Source organism: Escherichia sp. SCLE84 (genome assembly GCF_012584495.1).
Lineage (GTDB): Bacteria > Pseudomonadota > Gammaproteobacteria > Enterobacterales > Enterobacteriaceae > ECMA0423.
The window spans coordinates 1,000,968-1,017,810 of sequence record NZ_CP051430.1; the positions used below are offsets into that span (position 1 = coordinate 1,000,968).

General features: G+C 50.3%; 18 protein-coding genes. 10 read left to right on the forward strand and 8 right to left on the reverse strand.

Going from position 1 to position 16,843, the window contains the following annotated elements:
- The first annotated feature begins 151 nt into the window (after nt 1-151).
- The 4 genes from chaA to HGD79_RS05095 all read left to right on the forward strand — a co-directional run bounded on the left by chaA (nt 152) and on the right by HGD79_RS05095 (nt 2,835).
- Nucleotides 152-1,252 (forward strand): sodium-potassium/proton antiporter ChaA, encoded by a 1,101-nt coding sequence (gene chaA / locus HGD79_RS05080; protein ID WP_001295620.1) that lies wholly within the window; start codon nt 152-154, stop codon nt 1,250-1,252.
- A 404-nt stretch (nt 1,253-1,656) separates the two neighbouring features.
- Nucleotides 1,657-1,764, forward strand: a complete 108-nt coding sequence (locus HGD79_RS05085; RefSeq protein ID WP_000170965.1) for a type I toxin-antitoxin system toxin Ldr family protein — start codon at nt 1,657-1,659, stop codon at nt 1,762-1,764.
- 428 nt (nt 1,765-2,192) lie between these two features.
- A complete protein-coding gene (locus tag HGD79_RS05090) occupies nt 2,193-2,300 on the forward strand; it encodes a type I toxin-antitoxin system toxin Ldr family protein (protein ID WP_000170926.1) in 108 nt (35 codons plus the stop codon).
- A 427-nt stretch (nt 2,301-2,727) separates the two neighbouring features.
- A complete protein-coding gene (locus HGD79_RS05095) occupies nt 2,728-2,835 on the forward strand; it encodes a type I toxin-antitoxin system toxin Ldr family protein (protein WP_000170954.1) in 108 nt (35 codons plus the stop codon).
- 148 nt (nt 2,836-2,983) lie between these two features.
- Here HGD79_RS05095 and kdsA read toward each other — a convergent pair whose 3' ends face one another.
- Genes kdsA through hemA form a run of 6 tightly spaced genes read right to left on the reverse strand, consistent with a single transcriptional unit; the run spans nt 2,984 to nt 8,289 of the window.
- Nucleotides 2,984-3,838, reverse strand: coding sequence for a 3-deoxy-8-phosphooctulonate synthase (gene kdsA, locus HGD79_RS05100; protein WP_032302915.1), 855 nt, complete (start codon nt 3,836-3,838; stop codon nt 2,984-2,986).
- Nucleotides 3,839-3,873: 35 nt separating this feature from the next.
- Nucleotides 3,874-4,683: an invasion regulator SirB1 gene (gene sirB1, locus HGD79_RS05105; RefSeq protein ID WP_001257044.1), complete on the reverse strand. Its 810-nt coding sequence runs from the start codon at nt 4,681-4,683 to the stop codon at nt 3,874-3,876.
- A 3-nt stretch (nt 4,684-4,686) separates the two neighbouring features.
- Nucleotides 4,687-5,079 (reverse strand): invasion regulator SirB2, encoded by a 393-nt coding sequence (sirB2, locus tag HGD79_RS05110; protein WP_000200378.1) that lies wholly within the window; start codon nt 5,077-5,079, stop codon nt 4,687-4,689.
- On the reverse strand, nt 5,076-5,909 hold the full coding sequence (prmC, locus tag HGD79_RS05115) for a peptide chain release factor N(5)-glutamine methyltransferase (protein ID WP_000456571.1): 834 nt from the start codon (nt 5,907-5,909) through the stop codon (nt 5,076-5,078). The genes sirB2 and prmC overlap by 4 nt, the downstream gene beginning before the upstream one ends.
- A complete protein-coding gene (gene prfA / locus HGD79_RS05120) occupies nt 5,909-6,991 on the reverse strand; it encodes a peptide chain release factor 1 (protein ID WP_000804726.1) in 1,083 nt (360 codons plus the stop codon). Before prfA ends, prmC begins: the two co-directional genes overlap by 1 nt.
- A gap of 41 nt (nt 6,992-7,032) precedes the next feature.
- Complete coding sequence (gene hemA / locus HGD79_RS05125) at nt 7,033-8,289, reverse strand: glutamyl-tRNA reductase (RefSeq protein ID WP_000173200.1); 1,257 nt, start codon at nt 8,287-8,289, stop codon at nt 7,033-7,035.
- 213 nt (nt 8,290-8,502) lie between these two features.
- Here hemA and lolB point away from each other — a divergent pair, with 213 nt between their 5' ends.
- The 4 genes from lolB (at nt 8,503) to dauA (ending at nt 12,879) form a co-directional block, all read left to right on the forward strand.
- The gene (gene lolB, locus HGD79_RS05130; protein ID WP_001130692.1) at nt 8,503-9,126 is read left to right on the forward strand and encodes a lipoprotein insertase outer membrane protein LolB; all 624 of its coding nucleotides are present in this window, start codon (nt 8,503-8,505) and stop codon (nt 9,124-9,126) included.
- Nucleotides 9,126-9,977 carry a 4-(cytidine 5'-diphospho)-2-C-methyl-D-erythritol kinase gene (ispE, locus tag HGD79_RS05135; protein WP_001260333.1) on the forward strand — a complete coding sequence of 284 codons (852 nt, stop codon included), beginning with the start codon at nt 9,126-9,128 and terminating at the stop codon, nt 9,975-9,977. Before lolB ends, ispE begins: the two co-directional genes overlap by 1 nt.
- Before the next feature lie 150 nt (nt 9,978-10,127).
- Nucleotides 10,128-11,075, forward strand: a complete 948-nt coding sequence (gene prs, locus HGD79_RS05140; RefSeq protein ID WP_001298109.1) for a ribose-phosphate diphosphokinase — start codon at nt 10,128-10,130, stop codon at nt 11,073-11,075.
- A 124-nt stretch (nt 11,076-11,199) separates the two neighbouring features.
- Complete coding sequence (gene dauA, locus HGD79_RS05145; RefSeq protein WP_001033346.1) at nt 11,200-12,879, forward strand: C4-dicarboxylic acid transporter DauA; 1,680 nt, start codon at nt 11,200-11,202, stop codon at nt 12,877-12,879.
- 54 nt (nt 12,880-12,933) lie between these two features.
- On the opposite strand, the gene ychH is transcribed toward dauA, so the two are convergent.
- Entirely contained in the window at nt 12,934-13,212 is a 279-nt protein-coding gene (ychH, locus tag HGD79_RS05150) for a stress-induced protein YchH (RefSeq protein ID WP_000823885.1), read from the reverse strand.
- Nucleotides 13,213-13,489: 277 nt separating this feature from the next.
- Here ychH and pth point away from each other — a divergent pair, with 277 nt between their 5' ends.
- Together pth and ychF are read left to right on the forward strand one after the other, a co-directional pair.
- On the forward strand, nt 13,490-14,074 hold the full coding sequence (pth, locus tag HGD79_RS05155; RefSeq protein WP_000152933.1) for an aminoacyl-tRNA hydrolase: 585 nt from the start codon (nt 13,490-13,492) through the stop codon (nt 14,072-14,074).
- Between the two features lie 116 nt (nt 14,075-14,190).
- Complete coding sequence (gene ychF / locus HGD79_RS05160) at nt 14,191-15,282, forward strand: redox-regulated ATPase YchF (protein WP_000505866.1); 1,092 nt, start codon at nt 14,191-14,193, stop codon at nt 15,280-15,282.
- An 808-nt stretch (nt 15,283-16,090) separates the two neighbouring features.
- On the opposite strand, the gene HGD79_RS05165 is transcribed toward ychF, so the two are convergent.
- A protein-coding gene (locus tag HGD79_RS05165) for an IS1-like element IS1A family transposase (protein ID WP_094096600.1) occupies nt 16,091-16,788 on the reverse strand; the annotation gives its coding sequence in 2 pieces (ribosomal slippage) (nt 16,091-16,539 and nt 16,539-16,788; 699 coding nt in all).
- Between the last annotated feature and the right edge of the window lie 55 nt (nt 16,789-16,843).

Genomic DNA, 16,843 nt, shown 5'->3' on the forward strand with positions numbered 1-16,843 from the left:
AACGTAATACTTATTTTTATGCCCCAATGAGTAAAAAATCGACAGCGGGGTAAAAATTCGTAAAATGTTACCGATATCCAGACACTTTCTGTTATTTTCCCTACCTATTTTTTACATTTTCGATAAATTCATCTGCAAAGGGATAACCATAATGTCAAATGCTCAAGAGGCGGTAAAAACCCGCCACAAGGAGACTTCGCTTATTTTCCCGGTTCTGGCGCTGGTAGTGCTGTTCCTGTGGGGAAGTAGCCAGACACTACCAGTGGTCATTGCCATCAATCTTCTTGCGCTTATTGGTATTTTAAGTAGCGCCTTTAGTGTTGTCCGTCATGCGGACGTATTAGCCCATCGCCTGGGAGAACCTTACGGTTCGCTTATTCTTAGCCTTTCAGTGGTTATTCTTGAAGTCAGTTTGATTTCAGCTTTAATGGCAACCGGCGACGCCGCGCCAACGCTAATGCGTGATACGCTCTATTCAATCATTATGATTGTTACCGGTGGGCTGGTTGGCTTTTCATTATTGTTGGGCGGTCGTAAGTTTGCCACCCAATATATGAATCTGTTTGGTATCAAGCAGTATTTAATTGCGCTGTTCCCCCTGGCGATAATCGTACTGGTATTTCCAATGGCTCTGCCTGCGGCGAATTTTTCAACCGGTCAGGCGTTACTGGTAGCATTAATTTCTGCGGCAATGTATGGCGTATTTTTGCTGATCCAGACCAAAACGCATCAAAGTTTGTTTGTCTACGAGCACGAAGATGACAGTGATGACGATGACCCGCATCACGGTAAACCGTCTGCCCATAGCAGCGTGTGGCATGCTATCTGGTTGATTATCCATCTGATTGCCGTTATTGCAGTCACCAAAATGAATGCCAGCCCGCTGGAGACATTGCTCGACAGCATGAATGCCCCTGTCGCCTTTACTGGCTTCCTGGTGGCTCTGTTGATTCTGTCGCCGGAAGGTTTAGGTGCGTTAAAAGCAGTGTTGAACAACCAGGTCCAGCGCGCGATGAATCTGTTCTTTGGTTCAGTGTTAGCAACCATTTCGCTTACCGTACCTGTCGTCACGCTAATTGCCTTTATGACGGGTAACGAATTACAGTTTGCACTTGGTGCGCCAGAAATGGTGGTGATGGTGGCCTCTTTAGTGCTGTGCCATATCTCCTTCTCCACCGGACGTACTAACGTGCTCAATGGCGCAGCGCATCTGGCACTGTTTGCCGCCTATTTGATGACGATATTTGCCTGACAGTTATATCTCCTCCGATGACGGAAATCGGGGGAGATAAGATAAATTCCTGCTTATTGTATTTCTTCATACTACCTGGACAGCTCGTTAATCAGAATTGCGAGCCTGTACCACAACCTGCACGAAACCACTGCAACAGCTGTTGAAAAGCCGGAATGTACTCTTTATTGCAAACATTTCAGGGATGAAGTGAAGATGAATTGAGTCGTAGTATCCACACCAAGCCGGAATTATCCGGTGAGGCGCAATGTTGCGGGGGCTTTATCCCTGGTGGCATTGGTTGCTGGAAAGAGAAAACCCCCGCACGTTGAGAGGTAAAACCTGACAACAAAACGGGGGCTAATCTTGAAACCAGACACTTCAAGAATAGCCGCAAAATGTTGTCATTACAACAAGGCGGCTATATGACGCTCGCGCAGTTTGCCATGACTTTCTGGCACGACCTGGCAGCACCGATCCTGGCGGGGATTATTACCGCAGCGATTGTCAGCTGGTGGCGTAACCGGAAGTAAGGTGAAAACGGGCGTCAGGCTGCCGTGATGGCAATATGCGCCCGAAACCGGCCGCAGGGGTAACAGCCTGCGGCCATTTTTGTCTTTATCTCTTCCACAAGTAAATATTGGCAACCCGAGCTGGAAGCATCATCCAGAGTACTCATGAAACGACTGTAACAGCTGTTGAAAAACCGGAATGCACTCTTCATTGCAAACATTTCAGGGATGAAGTGAAGATGAATTGAGTCGTAGTATCCACACCAAGCCGGAATTATCCGGTGAGGCGCAATGTTGCGGGGGCTTTATCCCTGGTGGCATTGGTTGCTGGAAAGAGAAAACCCCCGCACGTTGAGAGGTAAAACCTGACAACAGAACGGGGGCTAATCTTGAACCATCAACAATTCAAGAATAGCCGCAAAATGTTGTCATTACAACAAGGCGGCTATATGACGCTCGCGAAGTTTGCCATGATTTTCTGGCACGACCTGGCAGCACCGATCCTGGCGGGGATTATTACCGCAGCGATTGTCGGCTGGTGGCGTAACCGGAAGTAAGGTGAAAACGGGCGTCAGGCTGCCGTGATGGCAATATGCGCCCGAAACCGGCCGCAGGGGTAACAGCCTGCGGCCATTTTTGTCTTTATCTCTTCCACAAGTAAATATTGGCAACCCGAGCTGGAAGCATCATCCAGAGCCCTCATGAAACGACTGTAACAGCTGTTGAAAAACCGGAATGCACTCTTCATTGCAAACATTTCAGGGATGAAGTGAAGATGAATTGAGACGTAGTATCCACATCAAGCCGGCGTTATCCGGTGAGGCGCAATGTTGCGGGGGCTTTATCCCTGGTGGCATTGGTTGCTGGAAAGAGAAAACCCCCGCACGTTGAGAGGTTTAACCTGACAACAGAACGGGGGCTAATCTTGAACCAGAACAATTCAAGAATAGCCGCAAAATGTTGTCATTACAACAAGGCGGCTATATGACGCTCGCGCAGTTTGCCATGATTTTCTGGCACGACCTGGCAGCACCGATCCTGGCGGGAATTATTACCGCAGCGATTGTCGGCTGGTGGCGTAACCGGAAGTAAGGTGAAAACGGGCGTCAGGCTGCCGTGATGGCAATATGCGCCCGAAACCGGCCGCAGGGGTAACAGCCTGCGGCCTTTTTTGTATTTGGCACCCATGAAAAAAGTCTTAACGCAGAACGCTAAGACTTTATTTTTCAAGCAAAAAAGATTACTTGCTGGTATCCAGTTCTTCGAAACCTTTCACCAGATCATCAATCGCTTTCATCTGCTTGAGGAACGGTTCCAGTTTAGCCAGCGGCAGCGCGGATGGACCATCACATTTCGCATGTTCCGGATCCGGATGCGCTTCAATAAACAGCCCCGCCAGACCTACCGCCATACCGGCTCGTGCCAGCTCAGCCACCTGAGCACGACGACCACCGGAAGCTGCGCCAAACGGATCGCGGCATTGCAGTGCGTGGGTCACGTCGAAAATCACCGGCGAGTTACCAGACACTTTCTTCATAATGCTGAAGCCCAGCATATCGACAACCAGGTTGTCATAGCCGAAGTTAGCACCACGATCGCAAAGAATCACTTTTTCGTTGCCACCTTCTTTGAATTTATCAACGATATTACCCATCTGTCCCGGGCTGACAAACTGTGGTTTCTTGACGTTAATTACCGCACCGGTTTTCGCCATGGCTTCAACCAGGTCAGTCTGGCGAGCAAGAAACGCCGGCAACTGAATCACATCCACGACATCAGCAACGGGCTGTGCCTGACTTGGTTCGTGAACGTCGGTGATAATTTTCACGCCAAAAGTCTGCTTCAACTCCTGGAAGATTTTCATCCCTTCTTCCATGCCCGGTCCACGATAAGAGTGGATGGAGGAGCGGTTGGCTTTGTCAAAAGAGGCTTTGAACACGTAAGGGATACCCAGTTTCTGGGTCACAGTTACGTAGTGCTCGCAAATGCGCATCGCCAGATCGCGAGATTCCAGCACGTTCATACCGCCAAACAGTACGAACGGCAGGTCATTTGCTACGTTGATGTCGCCAATGCTAACCACTTTTTGTTTCATAGGATCGCCTTAATCTTGAGTAAAATGTCGATTAATTAATGCAGCACAATATGTTTATGCGCGATGTTATTTATTTGCGCACGGATCATTTCGCTGATCGGGTCTTCCGGACACTGTTCAACGAAATAACTTAAATCGTTCAACGCAACGTGTTCGCAATCCAGTTGCGCATAAATCAACCCGCGATCGCGAATTTCATAGGGATCTTCAGGGTTGAATTGTAATAAAGCTTCGCTGGTGCGTAACGCCAGCTCCATCTGATTTTCTTCCATCAACGAGGCTTTGAGTGTATCCAGCAATTTGCGGATTACCTCAATGTTATCAGCTTCATCAAGGTCTTCATAAAACAGTTCCGCTGACGGGCTGATATTTCCCTTTAACCATACGTCCAGCATATGTTCGCTTAACGATTCACCGTTAAAAGGATTAATCAGCCAAATTTCGCCATCCGGACATTCAATGCGCAATATCAGCTGCGTAGGGAAAATCACCGGCAGCAGCGGCAAATCGAGACGATTCGCGACCCATAATAAAACCGCACCTAATGATACCGCACTGCCCTGTCGATTCTTTAACACCTGGTCCAGCCATAATGCATCGGAAAGACGATAAACGCCGCGTGAGGCTTTAAATCCCCAGTCGCCGTAAAACAGCGCGATCAGTTTTTCCAGCTGCTCTTCTAAAGGCAGAAGCTGGCTGATTTCTTCCTTCGCCAGACTAACGAGACGCTCCAGTTCGTCGTAGACATCTTGCGAGGGAAAATCGCGGCGGATTGCTTCGCAAGCCAGGATCATGCCTTCGCACAATGGCGCTTTATTAAATTCGAAATCAGCTAACGATCTCATGACTTACCCCAGTAACGGTACTTTTGTGGTGGCGAGTTTAATGATGATGTACAGCACCACCAACGCCAGCGGGAAGGCAATAATGCGCGCCTGCTGACTGTGCATACGACGATAATCGAGTGCAATAAAACCCAAAACGATATAAATGATAACTCCAAACAGCTTTTCAGTCAGCCACTGTGCCTGCCCGGAAAATGGCAGGATGTGCGCTTTAGCCATCAACGCAATGCCGCTTAACAATAACACCGTATCGACAACCGGCGGCACAATGCGCGTCCAGCGAGCAAATGCCTGTGGATGCTTCTGATAACGTAGCCAGAAACGTAAGGTTAATAGCCCAACAGAAAGCGCGATACTAATAAGATGAACACTAAGCAGTGTAGAAAAACTTGTCATTGATAATAGCGGCCGAGCGTTACGCGCTCGTTATCACCATAGTCACGGCAGGTTTCGACGTCATGATACCCCGCGAGGATAAATGCTTGTCGCACCGCTTCGCCCTGCTGCCAGCCATGTTCCAGAAGCAGAAAGCCGCCGGATACCAGCGCGTTACGCGACTGTTCGATGATATGCACGATGTCTGCCATTCCACTGTCTGCCGCAACCAGCGCAGTGAGCGGCTCAAAGCGGACATCGCCTTGTTGAAGATGTGGGTCCTGCTCGTCAATATACGGCGGATTGCTGACAATCATCGCAAACTGCTGCCCGGCTAGCGCGCTAAACCAGTCGCTTTGCAGAATGTGGATATTTTTGATCGCCAGATGCTGGGCATTACGTTGTGCCAGGGAGACAGCATCAGGCATACGATCTACAGCGATAATTTCGCAGTCCGGGCGCTCGCTAGCCAGCGCAAGCGCAATCGCCCCGGTACCCGTCCCGAGATCGAGAATACGGCAAGGTTGTTCAGGCAACCGCGCCAGTGCCTGCTCCACCAGACACTCCGTATCCGGGCGCGGAATTAAGGTCGCTGGCGAAACAAATAACGGCAACGACCAGAATTCTCGCACCCCGGTTAAATGAGCAATGGGTTCACCATCGCGACGACGTGTCAGTAGCGCATCAAGTTGCTGACATTGTTCGTCAGTCAGCTGCGTTTCACCAAAGGCCAGAATAAAAGTCCGCCCCCTGCCAGTGACATACTCCAATAAGATTTCAGCGTCACGGCGTGGGCTTTCGCTCGCCTGAAGTTGGCTTATTGCTTCACGTAACCAGTATTGATATTCCATTATTCCTGCTCGGACAACGCCGCCAGTTGGTCGGCCTGATGTTCCTGGATAATCGGTTCAATCAGCATATCCAGCTTACCTTCCATCACTTCATCCAGACGGTAGAGTGTCAGGTTGATGCGGTGATCGGTAACGCGCCCCTGCGGGAAGTTGTAAGTACGGTTACGGTCGCTGCGATCGCCACTCCCCAGCAGGTTACGACGGGTAGACGCTTCGGCCTGTTGCCGTTTTGCCATTTCTGCAGCGTGGATACGAGCACCAAGTACAGAAAGTGCCTTCGCTTTGTTTTTATGTTGTGAACGTTCATCCTGACATTCAACAACAATCCCGGTCGGCAAGTGAGTAATACGAATTGCCGAATCGGTGGTGTTAACGTGCTGACCACCCGCCCCTGACGAGCGGAAAGTATCAATGCGTAAATCTGCTGGGTTGATGTCCGGCAGTTCTGCGTCAGGCAGTTCTGGCATTACCGCAACGGTACAAGCAGAAGTATGAATACGACCCTGCGATTCCGTAGCAGGAACACGCTGCACGCGATGACCGCCAGATTCAAATTTCAGACGACCATACACACCATCACCGCTAATTTTGGCGATGATCTCTTTATAACCACCATGTTCACCCTCGCTGGCGCTCATGATTTCTACCCGCCAGCGGCGGGCTTCGGCGTAACGGCTGTACATACGGAACAGATCGCCTGCGAACAGCGCCGCTTCGTCGCCGCCGGTTCCGGCTCGGACTTCGAGGAAGGCGTTACGTTCGTCATCAGGATCTTTTGGCAGTAACAGAACCTGTAATTGCTGTTCCAGTTGCTCGCTTTTTTCTTTAGCTTCGCGCAGTTCATCCTGCGCCATCTCACGCATTTCAGGATCATCGAGCATCATCTGTGCGGTTTCGATATCTTCCTGAACCTGTTGCCAGTCGGTAAAACAGCGCGAAACATCACTTAACTGCGCATATTCGCGTGATAATGCGCGAAAACGTTCCTGGTCGGCGATAGTTTGCGCGTCACCCAGCAACGCCTGAACTTCTTCATGGCGTTCATGCAGGGCTTCCAGTTTGGCAACGATAGAAGGCTTCATAGGCGTAAATGCACCCTGTAAAAAAAGAAAATGATGTACTGCTACTCCAGCCCGAGGCTGTCGCGCAGAATATTCAGGCGTTCGTTATCCCCGTCACGGGCGGCCTGTTGAAGTGATTTCGTTGGCGCATGGATCAAGCGGTTAGTCAGTTTCCATGCCAGATCCTGCATAATGGCTTGCGCGTCGCCGCCCTGCTCAAGGGCCGCTAACGCTTTGGCGGTTAACTCATCGCGAACGTGCTCTGCCTGGCTGCGATACTCGCGAATGGTTTCGCTGGCGCTTTGTGCTCGCAGCCACGCCATAAATTCGCTGGTTTCCTGAGCGACAATAGTTTCCGCCTCAACCGCTGCGGCTTTACGCTGCGCCAGGTTGTGCGAAATGATGCTTTGCAGATCGTCCACACTATAAAGATAAGCATTCGCCAGTTTGCCAACTTCCGGCTCAACATCGCGCGGAACGGCAATATCCACCAACAGCATTGGTTGGTTGCGACGGCTTTTTAATGCGCGCTCCACCATGCCTTTCCCGATAATCGGTAACGGGCTGGCGGTGGAACTGATGATGATATCGGCTTCGCGCAGACGTTCGTCGATCTCACTCAGGGCAATCACTTCCGCGCCAACTTCATCTGCCAGAATTTGGGCACGTTCGCGAGTGCGGTTGGCGATAATCATCTTCTGTACTTTATGTTCGCGCAGATGACGCGCTACCAGCTCGATGGTTTCGCCCGCGCCTACCAGCAACACTGTGACCGTAGAGAGCGATTCAAAGATCTGCCGCGCCAGCGTACAAGCCGCAAAAGCGACAGACACAGCACTGGCACCGATATCTGTTTCAGTGCGAACGCGTTTCGCGACAGAGAAAGATTTCTGGAACATGCGTTCCAGTTCGCTGGCCTTCATATGACCTTTTTGCGAATCGGCAAACGCTTTTTTAACCTGACCGAGGATCTGCGGCTCCCCAAGAACCAGTGAATCCAGGCCGCTGGCAACACGCATTAAATGGCTAACCGCGTCGTTATCCTGATGCCAGTAGAGGCTTTTACGCAGATCTTCTTCATTAAGATTGTGATAATCGCAAAGCCAGCGGATTAACGCCTCTTGCAGGTTATCCTGCTCTTCAACGCTAAGATAAAGTTCCGTGCGGTTGCACGTCGACAGCACCACGCCGCCCTGCACCATCGGCTGCGCAAGCAGGCTGTCAAGCGCCTGATCGAGCTTATCCGGCGAAAACGATACACGTTCTCGCAGCGATACAGGTGCCGTTTTATGGTTGATACCGAGTGCTAAAAGGGTCATGTCTGCGGGAAATAATACCAACGTTGATAGGGTTAGTCTGCTTGCATCATACAGGATGCGTAAGATCAATAAAAGAGAGCGCCCCCTTTTGGAGTAATTGCCGAAAGCCGTTAGATTCTGGCAATTAAGACAACTTGAACATAGACGATAGCGGACGGTAACGCTAGCATTAAGGGTTATAACTGCAACGTATCTCAAGGACTTGTCATCACTATGCCCCTGCCCGATTTTCGTCTTATCCGCCTGCTACCGCTGGCTGCTCTTGTGCTTACTGCCTGTTCCGTTACCACGCCCAAAGGTCCTGGCAAAAGCCCGGATTCGCCACAATGGCGTCAGCATCAGCAAGACGTGCGCAATCTTAATCAGTATCAGACTCGCGGCGCGTTCGCTTATATTTCTGACCAACAAAAAGTGTACGCCCGCTTTTTCTGGCAGCAAACCGGCCAGGATCGCTACCGTCTGCTGCTCACTAACCCATTGGGCAGCACGGAACTGGAGCTGAATGCTCAACCGGGTAACGTGCAGTTAGTCGACAATAAAGGTCAGCGTTATACCGCCGATGACGCCGAAGAGATGATTGGCAAATTGACCGGAATGCCAATTCCGCTCAACAGCTTGCGCCAGTGGATTTTAGGTTTACCGGGTGATGCAACCGACTACAAACTGGACGACCAGTACCGCCTGAGCGAAATTACCTACAGCCAGAATGGCAAAAACTGGAAGGTTGTTTATGGTGGTTATGACACCAAAACGCAACCTGCGATGCCAGCCAATATGGAACTCACCGACGGTGGTCAACGCATCAAGTTAAAAATGGATAACTGGATAGTGAAATAATGCGGACACAGTGGCCCTCTCCGGCAAAACTTAATCTGTTTTTATACATTACCGGTCAGCGTGCGGATGGTTACCACACGCTGCAAACGCTGTTTCAGTTTCTTGATTACGGCGACACCATCAGCATTGAGCTTCGTGACGATGGGGATATTCGTCTGTTAACGCCCGTTGAAGGCGTGGAACATGAAGATAACCTGATCGTTCGCGCAGCGCGGTTGTTGATGAAAACTGCGGCAGACAGCGGGCGTCTTCCGACGGGAAGCGGTGCGAATATCAGCATTGACAAGCGTTTGCCGATGGGCGGCGGTCTCGGCGGTGGTTCATCCAATGCCGCGACGGTCCTGGTGGCATTAAATCATCTCTGGCAATGCGGGCTAAGCATGGATGAGCTGGCGGAAATGGGGCTGACGCTGGGCGCAGATGTTCCTGTCTTTGTTCGGGGGCATGCCGCGTTTGCCGAAGGCGTTGGTGAAATACTAACGCCGGTGGATCCGCCAGAGAAGTGGTATCTGGTGGCGCACCCTGGTGTAAGTATTCCGACTCCGGTGATTTTTAAAGATCCTGAACTCCCGCGCAATACGCCAAAAAGGTCAATAGAAACGTTGCTAAAATGTGAATTCAGCAATGATTGCGAGGTTATCGCAAGAAAACGTTTTCGCGAGGTTGATGCGGTGCTTTCCTGGCTGTTAGAATACGCCCCGTCGCGCCTGACTGGGACAGGGGCCTGTGTCTTTGCTGAATTTGATACAGAGTCTGAAGCCCGCCAGGTGCTAGAGCAAGCCCCGGAATGGCTCAATGGCTTTGTGGCGAAAGGCGTTAATCTTTCCCCATTGCACAGAGCCATGCTTTAAGCCGGGCAAGCTGAGTTTCGGTGACAACGTCACCTTGTTCCAGACGTTGCATCGCGCTCTTTAATACACCGCCTGGAAAGGATCATGCCTGGCCCGCACAGTTTTCGGCAGATTCTTTCCACCAATGGACGCATGCCTGAGGTTCTTCTCGTGCCTGATATGAAGCTTTTTGCTGGTAACGCCACCCCGGAACTAGCACAACGTATTGCCAACCGCCTGTACACTTCACTCGGCGACGCCGCTGTAGGTCGCTTTAGCGATGGCGAAGTCAGCGTACAAATTAATGAAAATGTACGCGGTGGTGATATTTTCATCATCCAGTCCACTTGTGCCCCTACTAACGACAACCTGATGGAATTAGTCGTTATGGTTGATGCCCTGCGTCGTGCTTCCGCAGGTCGTATCACCGCTGTTATCCCCTACTTTGGCTATGCGCGCCAGGACCGTCGCGTCCGTTCCGCTCGTGTACCAATCACTGCGAAAGTGGTTGCAGACTTCCTCTCCAGCGTCGGTGTTGACCGTGTGCTGACAGTGGATCTGCACGCTGAACAGATTCAGGGTTTCTTCGACGTTCCGGTTGATAACGTATTTGGTAGCCCGATCCTGCTGGAAGACATGCTGCAGCTGAATCTGGATAACCCAATTGTGGTTTCTCCGGACATCGGCGGCGTTGTGCGTGCCCGCGCTATCGCTAAGCTGCTGAACGATACCGATATGGCAATCATTGACAAACGTCGTCCGCGTGCGAACGTTTCCCAGGTGATGCATATCATCGGTGACGTTGCAGGTCGTGACTGCGTACTGGTCGATGATATGATCGACACTGGCGGTACGCTGTGTAAAGCTGCTGAAGCTCTGAAAGAACGTGGTGCTAAACGTGTATTTGCGTACGCGACTCACCCGATCTTCTCTGGCAACGCAGCGAACAACCTGCGTAACTCTGTAATTGATGAAGTCGTTGTCTGCGATACCATTCCGCTGAGCGATGAAATCAAATCACTGCCGAACGTGCGTACTCTGACCCTGTCAGGTATGCTGGCCGAAGCGATTCGTCGTATCAGCAACGAAGAATCGATCTCTGCCATGTTCGAACACTAATCGAACCCGGCTCAAAGACCCGCTGCGGCGGGTTTTTTTGTCTGTAATATCCATTTGTATGACCTATGCCTCCTTCACCTGCCATTTAGTTGACAGATGATGCGCTCACGGATGAAACATTATTGTGAACAAAATATTTTCCTCACATGTGATGCCTTTCCGCGCTCTGATCGACGCTTGCTGGAAAGAAAAATATACTGCCGCACGGTTTACCCGTGACCTGATTGCCGGGATAACCGTCGGGATTATTGCTATCCCGCTGGCGATGGCGTTGGCTATTGGTAGTGGTGTGGCACCCCAGTACGGTTTATATACCGCAGCTGTTGCGGGGATTGTCATTGCTCTGACGGGTGGGTCACGCTTTAGCGTTTCCGGTCCGACTGCGGCATTTGTGGTAATTCTCTATCCCGTGTCGCAACAGTTTGGACTGGCAGGACTGCTGGTTGCGACCTTGCTGTCGGGGATCTTTTTGATTCTGATGGGTCTGGCACGCTTTGGTCGCCTGATTGAGTATATTCCGGTTTCCGTCACCTTAGGTTTCACCTCGGGTATCGGGATCACCATCGGTACCATGCAGATTAAAGATTTTCTCGGTCTGCAAATGGCCCATGTCCCGGAACATTATCTACAAAAAGTCGGCGCATTATTTATGGCGCTGCCGACCATTAATGTGGGTGATGCTGCCATTGGCATTGTGACGCTAGGTATTCTTGTTTTTTGGCCGCGTCTGGGCATTCGTTTACCCGGTCACCTTCCGGCCTTGCTGGCTGGTTGCGCGGTGATGGGGATTGTTAACCTGCTCGGCGGACATGTTGCTACCATCGGTTCGCAATTCCACTACGTCCTGGCCGATGGTTCTCAGGGTAACGGTATTCCGCAACTGCTGCCGCAACTGGTGCTGCCGTGGGATCTGCCTAATTCAGAATTCACGCTAACCTGGGATTCTATTCGCACACTGCTGCCTGCGGCATTCTCAATGGCAATGCTCGGCGCAATCGAATCTCTGCTCTGCGCCGTGGTACTGGATGGTATGACCGGGACGAAACACAAGGCGAACAGCGAACTGGTTGGACAGGGACTGGGGAATATTATCGCTCCGTTCTTTGGTGGTATTACCGCTACAGCTGCCATCGCGCGTTCTGCCGCTAACGTCCGTGCCGGGGCAACTTCCCCTATCTCAGCGGTGATCCACTCTATTCTGGTTATTCTTGCCCTGCTGGTACTGGCACCGCTGCTCTCCTGGCTGCCGCTTTCCGCTATGGCAGCCCTGCTGTTGATGGTGGCGTGGAACATGAGTGAAGCGCATAAAGTGGTCGACTTGCTGCGTCATGCACCGAAAGATGACATCATTGTCATGCTGCTGTGCATGTCGCTGACCGTGCTGTTTGATATGGTTATTGCCATCAGCGTGGGGATTGTTCTGGCATCGTTGCTGTTTATGCGCCGTATCGCCCGTATGACTCGTCTGGCGCCGGTAGCAGTAGACGTTCCTGATGATGTGCTGGTCTTGCGTGTTATTGGCCCGCTGTTTTTCGCGGCGGCTGAAGGTCTGTTCACCGACCTGGAATCACGTCTGGAAGGAAAACGGATTGTTATTCTGAAGTGGGATGCCGTTCCGGTGCTTGATGCTGGTGGTCTTGATGCGTTCCAGCGTTTTGTGAAGCGTCTGCCCGAAGGATGTGAACTGCGCGTGTGCAACGTGGAATTCCAGCCACTGCGCACTATGGCTCGCGCAGGCATTCAACCGATCCCGGGACGCCTCGCGTTCTTCCCGAATCGTCGCGCGGCGATGGCGGATTTATAAGTACGAGATTGACCAGTCAGCGCAAACTGACTGGTCAGCAAACTGCATTATTTGTTAGCTATGACGGCGATTATCGCTACGGCGGCAACGTTTGTCATAGTGGCGAACCCACCAGTAACGGTCGCACACCTGTTCATGCCCGCCAACACGGGCACCCGCCAGCCAGAGAATGGCACCGACGAAAATACTTAGCACTGCACCATGTGCGAAATACTGGGGCATATTAAACTGTGGTAACTGGTTGAGGATTGAATACCCCACGCCGACCACCATTACCACCAGACCCAACCCCATGAGCACGTTACCGAGTAACGAAGCGTTTTTGCGTTTCATATGTCACCTCCGGAACTTTCTGGGTTGTAACAGGGAATACCCCTCTTCCTTATGTGTAAAGTATAGACAACACCCTGTGGGTTATGTGCGGGCGTGATCACAATTACAACCCTTATTTCAACAAAACTTTACAAATAAACGCCTGAACACCTTGACTTTCTAATAGTCCACTCAGGCAATTATTACGTTATCTGCATTTGATATGCAGTTTTTTGTCAAGCGGGGCCGCAACCAGTAAACTACGCGCCAGTTATGTACACACTCAGGACAAAAAAACGTGACGATTAAATTGATTGTCGGCCTGGCGAACCCCGGTGCTGAATACGCCGCAACGCGACATAATGCTGGTGCCTGGTTCGTTGACTTACTGGCAGAGCGCTTGCGCGCTCCGCTGCGCGAAGAGGCTAAATTCTTTGGTTATACTTCGCGGGTCACCCTTGGAGGCGAAGATGTCCGCCTGTTAGTCCCGACTACATTTATGAATCTCAGCGGCAAAGCCGTTGCGGCGATGGCCAGTTTTTTCCGCATTAATCCGGACGAAATTCTGGTGGCCCACGACGAACTGGATCTGCCTCCTGGCGTCGCCAAATTTAAGTTGGGCGGTGGCCATGGTGGTCACAATGGACTGAAAGACATCATCAGTAAATTGGGTAATAACCCTAACTTTCACCGTTTACGCATCGGAATCGGTCATCCGGGCGATAAAAATAAAGTTGTCGGTTTTGTGTTAGGCAAACCGCCTGTTAGTGAACAGAAGTTAATTGATGAAGCCATCGACGAAGCGGCGCGTTGTACTGAAATGTGGTTTACAGATGGCTTGACCAAAGCAACGAACCGATTGCACGCCTTTAAAGCGCAATAAGTCGTTGTCTGCGGCATTTTTGCCGAGTGCCGTGTATAATAGGCAAAGTTATTTCCATTTCTGCAATCTGTTAGCAATAACAGGTTGATTATTAAGATATTAAGGTGATTTAAATCATGGGATTCAAATGCGGTATCGTCGGTTTGCCCAACGTCGGGAAATCTACCCTGTTCAACGCGCTGACCAAAGCCGGTATTGAAGCGGCCAACTTTCCATTCTGCACCATTGAGCCGAACACAGGCGTCGTACCAATGCCTGACCCTCGCCTGGATCAACTGGCTGAAATTGTAAAACCGCAGCGTACGCTTCCCACGACCATGGAATTTGTCGATATCGCCGGTCTGGTAAAAGGCGCATCGAAAGGCGAAGGTCTGGGTAACCAGTTCCTGACCAACATCCGTGAAACCGAAGCGATCGGTCACGTTGTTCGCTGCTTTGAAAATGACAACATCATTCACGTTTCCGGCAAAGTTAACCCGGCTGACGATATTGAAGTTATCAACACCGAACTGGCGCTGGCAGACCTCGACACCTGCGAACGTGCGATTCATCGCGTACAGAAGAAAGCCAAAGGTGGCGATAAAGACGCGAAAGCTGAGCTGGCGGTCCTGGAAAAATGCCTGCCCCAGTTGGAAAACGCAGGTATGCTGCGCGCGCTGGATTTAAGCGCTGAAGAGAAAGCGGCTATTCGTTACCTGAGCTTCCTGACGCTGAAACCAACAATGTACATCGCCAACGTCAACGAAGACGGTTTTGAAAACAACCCATATCTTGACCAGGTGCGTGAAATCGCGGCGAAAGAAGGTTCTGTTGTGGTTCCGGTTTGTGCTGCTGTTGAAGCAGACATTGCCGAACTGGACGACGAAGAACGTGACGAGTTTATGCAGGAGCTTGGGCTGGAAGAGCCGGGCCTGAACCGTGTGATCCGTGCCGGTTATAAGCTGCTGAACCTGCAAACTTACTTCACCGCTGGGGTGAAAGAAGTGCGTGCATGGACCATTCCGGTTGGAGCAACCGCGCCGCAGGCAGCGGGCAAAATCCATACTGATTTTGAAAAAGGCTTTATCCGTGCACAAACCATCTCGTTTGAAGATTTCATCACTTACAAAGGTGAACAAGGCGCGAAAGAAGCAGGCAAAATGCGTGCAGAAGGTAAAGATTACATCGTGAAAGATGGCGATGTGATGAACTTCCTTTTCAACGTCTAATTAATTTATTGTCTCATGAGGTTTCGCTAAATCTCATGAAGAGCGCAAAAGTATATAAAATCCACGCAATTGCGTGGATTTTTCATTTCACCGAGTCCTAATCATTCTTGTAACATCCTACACTTTTGTGCTTATTGCCTACAGTGAACCACGAGAATAATTAAAGATATAAGTGTTCAGATGACGGATATCTCATTAGCAGTGATATAACGTAAGTTTTTGTTCCACTACACATCAGCCCCCTTCACAGCTGTTCAATATTGATCACGCTCCAATATGCTGGCAAGAAAAGGACTTACCTGAAGGGTAATATCCCGCAGATAAAGTCCCCGAATAACGTGATTACGTGCGATCCTGGCAAGATGAAAATGATAACCAATAGCACGATAATAACGATATGCCAGAAAATCCATTGTTCAAAAATGAATATCGATGTTTTTTGCTTTTTCTTATTAGTAATGCAAAAATGGCGCATATTGTTTTTGTTATGCAGATACATCAAGCGAAAATCCCATAACTAATTAGGATTATTACAAAAAATCTTCACCAAATTTTTTAACCGCTGTTTGTTGTAATATTTTTGCCATATTCATAGTAACGAATTGGAATAAGTAACGACAACTTAGGGAATAACTCGATATAAACTCACCTTTGTAAGGGGGATGTTAAATATATATTAATTCCTGTGTTCCTGATTTTGCCCGGTAATAGAGAATTATTCTCAGAGAAGCTCATCATGATTGCACCATACAAATATCATGATGATAAGAGGATATTATTCATTGACTTAAACGGTAATGACTCCAACTTATTGATAGTGTTTTATGTTCAGATAATGCCCGATGACTTTGTCATGCAGCTCCACCGATTTTGAGAACGACAGCGACTTCCGTCCCAGCCGTGCCAGGTGCTGCCTCAGATTCAGGTTATGCCGCTCAATTCGCTGCGTATATCGCTTGCTGATTACGTGCAGCTTTCCCTTCAGGCGGGATTCATACAGCGGCCAGCCATCCGTCATCCATATCACCACGTCAAAGGGTGACAGCAGGCTCATAAGACGCCCCAGCGTCGCCATAGTGCGTTCACCGAATACGTGCGCAACAACCGTCTTCCGGAGACTGTCATACGCGTAAAACAGCCAGCGCTGGCGCGATTTAGCCCCGACATAGCCCCACTGTTCGTCCATTTCCGCGCAGACGATGACGTCACTGCCCGGCTGTATGCGCGAGGTTACCGACTGCGGCCTGAGTTTTTTAAGTGACGTAAAATCGTGTTGAGGCCAACGCCCATAATGCGGGCAGTTGCCCGGCATCCAACGCCATTCATGGCCATATCAATGATTTTCTGGTGCGTACCGGGTTGAGAAGCGGTGTAAGTGAACTGCAGTTGCCATGTTTTACGGCAGTGAGAGCAGAGATAGCGCTGATGTCCGGCGGTGCTTTTGCCGTTACGCACCACCCCGTCAGTAGCTGAACAGGAGGGACAGCTGATAGAAACAGAAGCCACTGGAGCACCTCAAAAACACCATCATACACTAAATCAGTAAGTTGGCAGCATCACC